An 11,909-nucleotide genomic window follows, 5' to 3' on the forward strand; every position below is an offset into this window, starting at 1 on the left:
CAATACCCTCCTTATTCAAACAAGCTTTCTTCATTGTCAGAATAGGTTTTTTCTACTTCATCCAATATTCCTTCTTCTCTTGCATCTGTTTCACTTTTTATATCGATTTTCCAACCAGTTAACTTAGCTGCAAGTCTTGCATTTTGGCCGCGCTTCCCTATGGCAAGAGATAGTTGGTAATCGGGTACAACAACAGTGGTTGACTTTTCTTCTTCATTAACTAATACAGTTAGTACTTTTGAAGGGCTCAAAGCATTTGATACGTAGACAACAGGATCTTCCGACCATTGTACAATGTCAATTTTCTCACCCTTCAGTTCATTTACAATGGCTTGCACTCTCTGTCCCTTTTGACCGACACATGAACCTACAGGATCAATGTCTGGATCAGGCGCATGAACAGATATTTTAGAACGGTCACCTGCTTCTCGGGCAACAGATTTAATTTCTACAATTCCATCATATATTTCTGGTACTTCCATTTCAAATAACCGTTTTAGTAGCCCAGGATGGGACCTTGAAATATATATTTGTGGCCCTTTACTTGTATTTTCCACTTTTGTTACATACACTTTTATTCGGTCATGCACATGATATTCCTCGGTAGGCATTTGTTCGGCTTCCGGAAGTTTTGCTTCTACTTTACCAAGGTGGACGTAAACGTACCGGGGATCTTTTCGTTGAATAATTCCCGTCATTACGTCATCCTCTCGGTCAGAGTACTCTGAAAAGATAACACCACGCTCGGCTTCTCTTACACGCTGTGTAACAACTTGTTTAGCAGCTTGTGCAGCAATACGACCAAAGTCTTTTGGTGTTACTTCCACTTCCACTACATCATCTAGCTCATAGTTTGGATTAATTTCTTTTGCTTCTTGAATAGGTATTTCTTGTTGTGGATCTTCAACTTCATCGACAATGTTTTTTCTAGAATACACAGCCATTTTCCCAGTATCTTCATTAAGCTCAACACGAACGTTTGTTGCGGATTTGAAATTCTTTTTATACGCTGAAATTAAAGCAGCTTCTAAGGCTTCCATGAGGATTTGTTTATCAATCCCTTTTTCTTTTGCTAAATAATCAATTGCATCGAACAATTGCGTGCTCACTTTTTTCTCCCCCTTTAAAACGATACAGCCAATCTAGCTTTGGCTATCTTCTCAAATGGAATCTCTACAGTTTGATTACGAGTTTTCAATTTATATGAAATGGTTATTACATCATTCGCAAAGTCAACCAGTTTTCCTTCATATTCTTTTTCACCATTTATTGGTTCATATAACTTGACATATATTTGTTTATTCATATTCTCTTGAAAGTCTTTCTTTTTCTTTAAAGGCCGCTCAGCGCCTGGTGAAGAGACTTCTAAAAAATAGGCCTCTGCAATTGGGTCTGTTTGATCCAATTGTTCGCTTAATTCCTCAGACACCTCTCCGCACTCTGTAATGTCAACACCGCCTTCTTTATCAATATATACACGCAAAAACCAGTTTTTTCCTTCTTTTACATATTCTACATCAACTAATTCCAGATTTTTTTGTTTTAGGATCGGGAGAACTAATTCTTCCGTTGTTTGTACGACTTTTGAACTCAACACATATCCTCCTTTTTTGTGCTATTTTTTCACGATATAAGGTTACTTCGGATGAGTGAATGATTATATCTACGTCCTAAACCAAGCGAATAGAATTCCATTAAATACGTACACTTCATACAAAATGCAAGTCAAATTATAATATCTACAAAAGCTATTTACTCAAGTTTTGTTATAATACTATTAGTATAAACCATATGTCGTGATTTCATTTACAAATAGGTAAATGAGTATAGAAACACTGTAAACACGTTGTATCTCATAAAGTTACAACTACTGTTTATTCATCCGTTTTTGGCTAACTGTAGCTTGATGTTTCCCTACTACAAACAACATGTGCCAATTTCAATACAAAACCCCTGCCGAGAGGTGTGGCAAGGGGGTTGAGGGCACAGGTTGAAGTATGAAGAAAGAGTGGGTTGCTACCCACTCTTTTAAACGTTCGTATCGTTACTTACCAAAATTAGTATATCACAAGGAAAAATAGGTTGCAAGTTAGAACAAAGAGAGCTGATTTTGTTCCGCCATCCCTTCTAAGCAACCATGGTTATCCAAGTATTCCAATACGGTCTTAGAGATTTTACTTCTTTCTCGTAAGTCTTCTTTTGACAAAAATTCTCCTTCTTCTCTTGCTTTTACAATGTTTATTGCAGCATTCGTTCCCAAACCGTCTACAGCATTAAACGGTGGAATAAGAGCATGCCCATCGACAATAAATTCTGTTGCACTAGATTTGTATAAATCCACTTTTTTAAAAGAATAACCTCGTTCGCACATTTCTAGAGCAAGCTCTAAAACTGTAAGTAAACTTTTCTCTTTTGGAGAGGCTTCATTTCCTTTAACAGTAATTGTTTCCATTCGTTTTCTAATTGCATTAGAACCTTTAATCATGGTATCAAGTTCAAAGTCATCTGCTCGAACAGTGAAGTATGCTGCATAAAAGAATATAGGGTGATGTACTTTAAAATAAGCTATTCTTACAGCCATTAATACATACGCAGCAGCATGAGCTTTTGGGAACATGTATTTAATCTTTTTACATGATTCAATATACCAATCTGGGACATCATGCTTTGTCATTTCTGTAATCCACTCATCTTTTAGCCCTTTCCCTTTACGAACAAACTCCATGATTTGGAAAGCTAAGGAAGCATCTAGTCCTTTATGCATCAGATAAACCATAATATCGTCACGACAACCGATAACATCCGGTAGCTCACATATGCCGTCATTAATTAATTCCTGTGCATTACCTAACCAAACATCCGTACCGTGTGACAATCCTGAGATAATAACAAGTTCTGCGAACGTATTTGGTTTTGTATCTTCCAACATTTGCCGAACAAACTTCGTCCCAAATTCTGGCACACCTAATGTACCAGTTTTACAGTTAATTTGTTCAGGCGTTACCCCAAGCGCTTCTGGGCCAGAAAAAATAGTCATTACATCTGGATCGTCAGTAGGAATGGTTTTAGGATCAATCCCACTTAAATCTTGTAGCATACGAATAACCGTCGGATCATCATGTCCAAGTATATCCAATTTCAATAAATTATCATGAATGGAATGGAAATCAAAATGCGTTGTCCTCCATTCACTACTTCTGTCGTCAGCCGGATACTGAATAGGAGTAAAATCAAATATTTCTTTGTCGTCAGGAACAACAATAATACCTCCTGGATGCTGACCTGTAGTTCGCTTCACCCCAGTACATCCTTTTACTAGCCGATCAACTTCTGCATTTTTATAAACGAGTTGTTTATCAGAAGCATATCCTTTCACATAACCATAGGCTGTCTTCTCAGCAATAGTACCAATTGTTCCAGCACGATATACATTGTCGATTCCAAACAATTCTTTCGTATAGTTATGCGCCCTTGGTTGATAAGAGCCTGAGAAGTTCAAATCAATATCTGGTACTTTATCCCCTTTAAAGCCTAAAAATGTTTCAAAAGGGATATCTTGACCATCTTTTGTTAAGCTTGTCCCACATGTTGGGCAGTGCTTATCTGGTAAATCAAATCCACTTCCGACTGAGCCATCTGTAATAAACTCATGATAATGGCAAGACAAACATACATAATGTGGTGGTAAAGGATTTACTTCTGTAATTTCTGTCATCGTTGCAACAAAGGACGAACCTACTGAACCACGAGAACCTACTAAATAACCATCGTCTAGTGATTTTTTAACTAGTTTTTGTGAAATGAGATAAATAACACTAAACCCATGTCCAATAATACTTTTTAATTCTTTCTCCAAACGTTCTGTGACAATCTCTGGAATCGGTTCACCGTAAATTTTCTTTGCCCTTGTATAACAAAGATCACGAATTTCTTGGTCTGCTCCTTCTATCGTCGGTGTAAACAAGCCGTCTTTTACTGGTGCGATTTCTTCTATTTCATCTGCAATGGCTTGTGTATTCGTAACGACAATTTCCGTTGCTTTCTTTTCACCTAAAAAGTAGAAGGCTTCTAACATTTCATTCGTCGTTCGAAATGGGGTTTGTGGTAATGTGACTCGGTTTAATGGATTTCCTGCTTGGGAAGCAATAAGAATCTGTCTGTAAATCTGATCCTGCTCGTCTAAATAATGGACATTTCCCGTCGCAACAACCTTTTTGCCCACACGTTCACCTAACTGGACAATCTTTTTTATAATATCCAATAGTTGTGCTTCATTTTGTACTAAATCTTTTTCAATTAAATGCATGTAATTTGCAGGTGGTTGCACTTCTATATAATCGTAAAATTGAGCTACGTTTTCTGCCTCTTCTGCTGATTTTTGCATCATCGTCTCAAAAACTTCCCCTTGATCACAAGCAGAGCCTATTAAAATGCCTTGCCTATATTTCTGTAATAAGGAACGTGGCAATCTTGGTACACGATAGAAATAATCAATATGGGCATGCGAAACAAGTTTATATAAGTTCTTTAACCCTTCTTCTGTCTGTGCAATTAATGTACAGTGAAAAGGTCTTGAGCGTTGGTATGCATTCCCTTCACCCATATGTTTATTCAGCTGGTTATGGTTGGTTATGTCTTTTTCTAATAAAGCTTGAACAAGTTTCCATAATAAATAACCCGTTGCTTCCGCGTCATAAATCGCCCTGTGATGCTGCGTTAATTCAATATCCATAAATTTACACAATGTATTCAATCGGTGATTTTTTAAATGTGGGAATAAAAATCTTGCTAATTCCAACGTATCAATAACAGCATTTGTAGCTTTTGGAAAATCCATTTTCTTAAAACCTTGATTTAAAAATCCCATATCAAAACTAGCATTATGGGCTACTAAAATATCATCTGCCATCCACTTGCGAAAATCTGCTAATACTTCGTCAACTTCTGGTGCATGCTCTACCATTTCATCCGTAATACCTGTAAGGTCAATGGTTGTCTGCGATAAAGGATGGTGGGGGTTAGCAAAAGATTCAAACCGGTCCACAATTTCTCCTTGATGAATTTTGACAGCAGCTAATTCAATAATGGTGTCATACACAGCTGATAGGCCGGTCGTCTCCACATCAAATACAACATATGTAGCTGTAGCTAAATCTACATCTTGTTCATTATACGCAATAGGAACACCATCATCGACTAAATTCGCCTCTACACCATAAAGCACTTTTATACCATGCTTCTTTCCTGCGTTATAGGCATCAGGGAAACCTTGTACGCCTGCATGATCAGTAATCGCGATAGCTTTATGCCCCCATTTTGCCGCTTGAGCAACTAAATTTGCTGGTGAGACTACTGCATCCATTTGACTCATTGTCGTATGTGCATGTAATTCAACCCTTTTTTCTTCATCCGGTGCCGCATCTTTTCTGGGTTCTACTTTTATTTCGTGTATATCATTAGCCATCATTGCCAGTTCATTCGTATACATATCTGTTTGAATACTTCCCCGGGCTTTAATCCACATACCTTCTTTTACTGACTCGAATTTTTCAGCGTCTTCATCGCCTTTTGAAAACATTTTAATTTGTAATGAATCCGTATAATCCGTTGCTTTGATGATAAGCAAACTCCGGCCGGAACGCAGTTTACGAATATCGACAGCGAAAATATAACCTTGAACCGTTATTCGACGCTCTTCTTCTAAAATTTCTTCCATATGAACAGGATCATCTTGAATCTTATAACCGAGCATCACAGGTTTATTTTCGGGCTGTAATTTTGCGTGATCACGTTTTGTTTTCTCTTGCACGGTACGTTGAACAAGCTGTTGATCTTCAGCAGCTTTTTGTTCTTTAAACTGCTGAATAGCTTCTAATTCAGCTTTCACTTCTAATTGCAACTGAAAAATCGGTAAACCTGATTGCAAACAAAAAGCTTTAAATGGCTCCTCGAGTCTTTTTTTTACCGCTTTACTTTCTGCTTCATTTCTAGCGGTTAACATAATGTTATTACCGTTAACTTTTGGTGTTTGTGATTGAACCATATCTTTATAAGCAGGTGACAATTGTGAAAAAGACTGAATAAAATGTTGCCAATACTTTAGAGTCACTTGCTCATCGCAAGCTTTGTTTGCCGTTTCAATGGTTAATTCGATCGTAGCAATTTGCGCAAAACTTGTTTGTAGTCGATGTTTAAATACTTGGTATACTTCGCAAGGCAATATTTGATTCGTATAAATATGAAAATGCCACGTCCTCGATTGCTTAAAAATTTCTAGCTTTTTTAAATAACTATCAGCAAAATAAGATAATTGCTCTTCGGAAAATTCCAGTTGCTTTAACAGTACATCCATCTTCTTCTTTTTCGATATATCCATTGCTATCCTCCTGTCCCATTTTTAAATGGAAAGCTGTAAAACCCCTGTCGCGTTTCTGGACAAGGGTTTTCGTAAATACATCTCTTTCCAATTAAAGAAATAAACGTTGAATATCGTTCCATGTAACAACTATCATGAGTAACATGAGCAGTGCAAAACCTATAAAGTGAAACAAACCTTCTTTTTCTGGAGAAACCGGTTTTCCACGTATCGCTTCAATCCCAACAAACAACAATCTTCCTCCATCCAATGCTGGAAGTGGGACAAGATTGACAATCCCCAAATTAATACTTAACATGGCCGTCCATAACAGGAAGTTTGTAAAACCAGTTTGTACAATTTGGTCTGTGGCATCATATATACCGACTGGTCCTGATAAAGCATCAATGGACAATTGTCCCGTAATTAACATCCCTAAGTTCGTTAAAATGAGCTTCGATGTGTCATACGTCTGTGAAATGCCATATGGAATAGTGCCTAAAATTGATTTTTCAAACGCTTTATATACACCAATTTGCCCAAATGATTCTTCCCCTTCAACACCTTCTGCTTCATTTGGAACTACCGTTAAAGCAATTTCTTCTCCATCACGCAATACAGACATATGGAGTTCTTCATTCGGGCTACTGCTTACGATCGTGTGAAACTCTTCCCAGGTAGAAATAGGGTCTTCCTCAATTTGGATTATTTCATCCCCCTCTTTTAGACCTGCTTCCGCTGCCGGGCTATCCGCTATAACTTCTCCCATTTGTGCTTCTTCTACAGGCACACCTTGGATAATCCCAAGGATTAAGAAGATAAAAATAGCCAACACAAAGTTCATCATTGGCCCTGCAAATAATTGCATGGCGCGCTGTAATACCGTTTTGGAAGCGAACTGCCGATCATAAGGAGCAATTTGTGTTTCTCTTTCGTCCATAACGAAGAAAGCTTCCGGATCAATATCAAAAACAAGCTTTTCCTCTTCACCGACTTCATACCCTTTTAATTGCAATGCATGATCTAAATCCGCTTCTTCAATTTCTATAATACGAGCATTTGGATGTTTGGTTTTGTGATTTACAATAATTTTATTTACTTTTCCAAACTCATTAAATTCTAATCCTACATGATGCCCCGGTTTTAAATCAATGATCTCTGGGTCTTGTCCGGCAACTCGCACGTAGCCACCAATTGGAAGAAGCCGGATCGTATATACAGTTTCGTTCCTCGTAAATGCAAACACTTTTGGGCCAAAACCAATCGCAAACTCACGCGCTAACATGCCAGCTCGTTTAGCAAAAATTAAATGCCCCCATTCATGAATAAATACAAGGAGACCAAACATAAGAATAAACGCAATGACTGTATTCAAATAAAAGCACCTTCCTTTAAAAGTATCGGTTAATCATACAATGCATCATTGATAAGTAAAATTGGTTTCAATGAATGGATGTCATCCTTATCTTTCTTATGAAGACTATTAATTAAAAAAACCAACAAGATGTAATATTGGTAAAACAAATAATAAGCTGTCAAAGCGATCTAGAATACCGCCATGACCTGGAAGTACATTTCCTGAATCTTTCACCCCAAAGTGGCGTTTGAACGCAGATTCAACTAAGTCGCCAATTTGTCCAAATACAGATGCAATAATTGCTACCCCGATCATGCCAACTAACGTATCACCAATAGGATGAACGATTTGAAAGATAATACTCACAATAATGGCTAACAAAATTCCGCCTAAAGCACCTTCTATAGTCTTATTTGGACTGATTTTAGGCCATAGTTTACGCTTCCCAAAAGCTCGCCCTACAAAATAAGCTCCTGTATCCGTGGACCAAATAAGAAGAAATATGTAGAGGATCGTTGCTAATCCGCCTCCACCTTCTCCACCCCTAGCTAAAAGCAAATAATAGAACCCCATCCCGACGTAAATCGCTGAAATAAGAACAACACCCGCATGGTCAAAGGTGAATTTATTTTTAACTAATACAGTATAGGACAATAGTAACAGGACAATAAGCATTAAAATTTCTGATTTTGTGAGCCACATAAATGGGATAGCATCCATATGTTCTGCCTGCAAAAGTACCCATAACAGCCCAATACCTAAAATGGAGGGGATGGAGTATTTAGCAATATTCCCCATCCTTAATAATTCTAAAAAACCAATTGTAGCCATTGCATACACTAAAATCTCAAATGGAAGACCACCAATGATAACAAAGGGAACAAATATGATTAATGCAATGATGGCTGTAATAATCCGTTGCTTCATATACTACCTCACCTTAAATACCGCCATAACGACGCTGGCGTTGCTGATATTCCTCAATTGCTTGTTTAAATACTGCTTCATCGAAATCAGGCCAAAGAACTTCTGTAAACCAAAATTCAGTGTAAGCAAGTTGCCATAATAAAAAATTACTTAACCGTTGCTCGCCACTTGTTCGTATTAGTAAATCTGGATCGCTCAGTTCTTTTGTATATAAATAATTATCAAAGACTTCTTCGCTTATAGCTTCCAAATGAAGCTTTTCATTTTGCACATCTGTCACTACATGTTTCATTGCTTGTATAATTTCATACCTACTACCATAGTTTAAAGCAAAATTTAATAATAATCCATCATTATTCTTTGTTTTATTCATCGCATACTGAACCGCTTCTTTTGTATGCTCTGGTAAAGCTTCAAAATCCCCAATGGTTTGAATGCGAACATTCCTTTCCATTAATTCAGGTAAGTGAATATGTAAAAATTCCTTAGGAAGCTTCATTAAAAAGTCAATTTCTTTTTGCGGTCGTTTCCAGTTTTCTGTTGAAAATGCATATAAAGTTAAAATGTTAACATTACTCTTATGCGCTGCACGAACGGTTTTTACTACGGCGTCTACACCTTCTTTATGACCCGCAATACGTGGTAATGACCTTTTTTTAGCCCACCTGCCATTTCCGTCCATAATAATTGCAACATGGTTTGGAATATTCTGTGTGTTCTTTAATGATTCTATTTCTTTTGTTTTCTTTTTTGTAAAGGGAAGTCTAATTGACATAGTTTGTCCTCCGAATATGTGTCAACGTTTCTAGTTCTTTATCTGCACCTATTTTATGAGATGCAAATAAAGTATATGATATATGAATTATCATTATATCATGTAAACCAAGTTTTATTATACCGATTTTTCCTAAAATACAAAAGCCCCCTTTAAAAAAAGAGGGCGATTTTCTGCTTATTTTACTTGGAATAGCATTAAACTTCCATAATTTCTTTTTCTTTTTCTTTCGCTAGTTGGTCAATTTTTGCTATATATTTATCTGTTACTTTTTGTACATCCTCTTGTAAAGCCCGTACATCGTCTTCTGAAATACCGTCTTCTTTTTTCAATTGATCATTCGCTTCACGTCGAATGTTTCTTACCTGAACACGTGATTCTTCGGCATATTTACCTACCACTTTAACTAAATCTTTACGACGTTCTTCTGTTAATGCTGGTATATTAATCCGAATTACATTCCCATCACTAGAAGGTGAAAGACCTAGATCTGCTTTTTGAATCCCTTTTTCCACGTCAGCAATAGCTGATTTATCATATGGTGTAACAACAAGTAGTCTTGCTTCTGGTGCAGAAACCGAAGCAATTTGGTTTAATGGCGTACTCATTCCATAGTAATCCACAAAAACACTGTCTAATAAACTTGGATTTGCTCTTCCAGCTCTAACAGTAGCCAGATTTTTAGAGAAAGCTTGTACAGCTTGTTCCATTTTTTCATTCGTTTGTTTCAATATACCATCAGACATGTTATTTCCCCCTTATTGTAGTTCCAATTACTTCACCTTGAACGACCCGTTTAATATTACCTTCTTCCATTATAGAAAACACAACTAAAGGAATATCGTTATCCATACATAAAGTTGAAGCTGTTGAGTCCATAACTCCAAGTCCTGCATTGAGCATTTCCATATAAGAAAGGTTTTCATACTTCTCTGCATTTTCATTCAATTTAGGATCCGCTGTATAAACGCCATCCACATTATTTTTTGCCATCAAAATGACTTCTGCTTCAATTTCAGCTGCGCGTAATGCTGCAGTTGTATCCGTTGAGAAGAAAGGATTTCCTGTACCAGCAGCAAAAATGACAACACGCTTTTTCTCCAAATGGCGAATTGCTTTCCTTCTTATGTATGGCTCAGCCACTTGTCTCATTTCTATTGATGTCTGTACTCTTGTAGGTATACCGATGTTTTCCAGTCCATCTTGAAGTGCTAAAGCATTCATAATTGTTGCTAGCATCCCCATATAGTCAGCATTGGCACGATCCATACCCATTTCACTGCCTACTTTGCCACGCCATATATTTCCTCCGCCAACGACAATAGCAATTTCTACATCTAATTCAGCAACTTCTTTTACTTGATCAGCGATAGACTGAATAATTTTAGGCTCAATGCCATATCCAAGTTCGCCACTTAATGCTTCTCCACTTAGTTTAAGCACGATTCTACGGTAACGAGCTGTTGTCATAATAACCTCCACAGAAAATAAAATAGTTTATTGTAATAAGAATTCTTTAAGTTATGGAGAAATAGGGAACAATTGCTTGCTCCCTATCAACCAGATTATTTTTTGATTTGACTCATCACTTCATCTGCAAAGTTCTCTTCACGTTTTTCCATTCCTTCGCCTACTTCATAACGTGCAAAAGTTTTCACCGTTGCTCCTTTATCCGCAACGAACTTTTTCACTTTTTGGTCTGGATCTTTTACAAAACTTTGCTCTAATAAACAAATTTCTTCAAAAAACTTGCCAAGACGACCTTCTACCATTTTTTCAACAATATGTTCTGGTTTACCTTCATTTAAAGCTTGGGCTTTTAATACTTCACGCTCATGGTTTACTTCTTCTTCTGCAACATCATCACGAGAAATATAACGTGGATTTACAGCTGCAATATGCATCGATACATCTTTAGCAACAGCTGTATCTGTAGTTCCTTCTAACAAGGTAAGCACGCCGATACGTCCACCCATGTGTAAATACTCACCAAACGCATCGTTATCCGTTTTCGTTACAATGGTAAAACGACGAAGGGATAATTTTTCACCAATTTTTGCAACAGCAGCTTTAATATGGTTTTCAACTGTTTCTCCAGTCGCTTCCATCGTTTGCTCTAGTGCTTGCTCTACGGTCTCTGGCTGGTGTTTTAACAAATGAGTTGCTAATGTAGATAATAAGTCTTTAAACTGGTCATTTTTTGTTACGAAATCTGTTTCACAGTTTACTTCTAGTAAAACAGCTGTATTACCATCTGCTTGAATGTACGCAGACCCTTCAGCAGCAATACGGTCAGCTTTCTTTGCAGCTTTAGACAGACCTTTCTCACGTAAGAAATCAACAGCAGCCTCTAAATTGCCATCTGTTTCCTGAAGTGCTTTTTTACAATCCATCATTCCTGCACCAGTTTTTTCACGTAATTCTTTAACCATTTTTGCAGTGATTGCCATTTGAAATCCTCCTTAAAATCATCGACTAATTCATATTTTCTTTTA

At 37.1% G+C, this 11,909-nt stretch carries 9 protein-coding genes; all 9 read right to left on the reverse strand.

The annotated features are described in order from the left end of the window. Window positions 1-11: 11 nt before the first annotated feature. Window positions 12-1,109, reverse strand: coding sequence for a transcription termination factor NusA (nusA, locus tag BUB45_RS02780; protein ID WP_073005009.1), 1,098 nt, complete (start codon window positions 1,107-1,109; stop codon window positions 12-14). A 14-nt stretch (window positions 1,110-1,123) separates the two neighbouring features. After that, a complete protein-coding gene (rimP, locus tag BUB45_RS02785; protein WP_073005011.1) occupies window positions 1,124-1,594 on the reverse strand; it encodes a ribosome maturation factor RimP in 471 nt (156 codons plus the stop codon). 495 nt (window positions 1,595-2,089) lie between these two features. Continuing rightward, window positions 2,090-6,376 (reverse strand): PolC-type DNA polymerase III, encoded by a 4,287-nt coding sequence (locus BUB45_RS02790; RefSeq protein ID WP_073005013.1) that lies wholly within the window; start codon window positions 6,374-6,376, stop codon window positions 2,090-2,092. Window positions 6,377-6,467: 91 nt separating this feature from the next. After that, window positions 6,468-7,730, reverse strand: a complete 1,263-nt coding sequence (rseP, locus tag BUB45_RS02795) for an RIP metalloprotease RseP (RefSeq protein WP_073005015.1) — start codon at window positions 7,728-7,730, stop codon at window positions 6,468-6,470. 108 nt (window positions 7,731-7,838) lie between these two features. Next, complete coding sequence (locus tag BUB45_RS02800; RefSeq protein WP_073005017.1) at window positions 7,839-8,639, reverse strand: phosphatidate cytidylyltransferase; 801 nt, start codon at window positions 8,637-8,639, stop codon at window positions 7,839-7,841. Window positions 8,640-8,652: 13 nt separating this feature from the next. Continuing rightward, a complete protein-coding gene (locus tag BUB45_RS02805; protein WP_073005019.1) occupies window positions 8,653-9,414 on the reverse strand; it encodes an undecaprenyl pyrophosphate synthase in 762 nt (253 codons plus the stop codon). Window positions 9,415-9,611: 197 nt separating this feature from the next. Then, a complete protein-coding gene (gene frr, locus BUB45_RS02810; RefSeq protein ID WP_073005020.1) occupies window positions 9,612-10,160 on the reverse strand; it encodes a ribosome recycling factor in 549 nt (182 codons plus the stop codon). Between the two features lies 1 nt (window position 10,161). Further along, complete coding sequence (gene pyrH, locus BUB45_RS02815; RefSeq protein WP_073005022.1) at window positions 10,162-10,884, reverse strand: UMP kinase; 723 nt, start codon at window positions 10,882-10,884, stop codon at window positions 10,162-10,164. A 95-nt stretch (window positions 10,885-10,979) separates the two neighbouring features. After that, complete coding sequence (tsf, locus tag BUB45_RS02820; RefSeq protein WP_073005024.1) at window positions 10,980-11,864, reverse strand: translation elongation factor Ts; 885 nt, start codon at window positions 11,862-11,864, stop codon at window positions 10,980-10,982. Window positions 11,865-11,909 lie beyond the last annotated feature (45 nt).

Origin of the sequence: Virgibacillus chiguensis (assembly GCF_900129865.1) — a bacterium.
GTDB classification, from domain to species: domain Bacteria; phylum Bacillota; class Bacilli; order Bacillales; family Amphibacillaceae; genus Virgibacillus; species Virgibacillus chiguensis.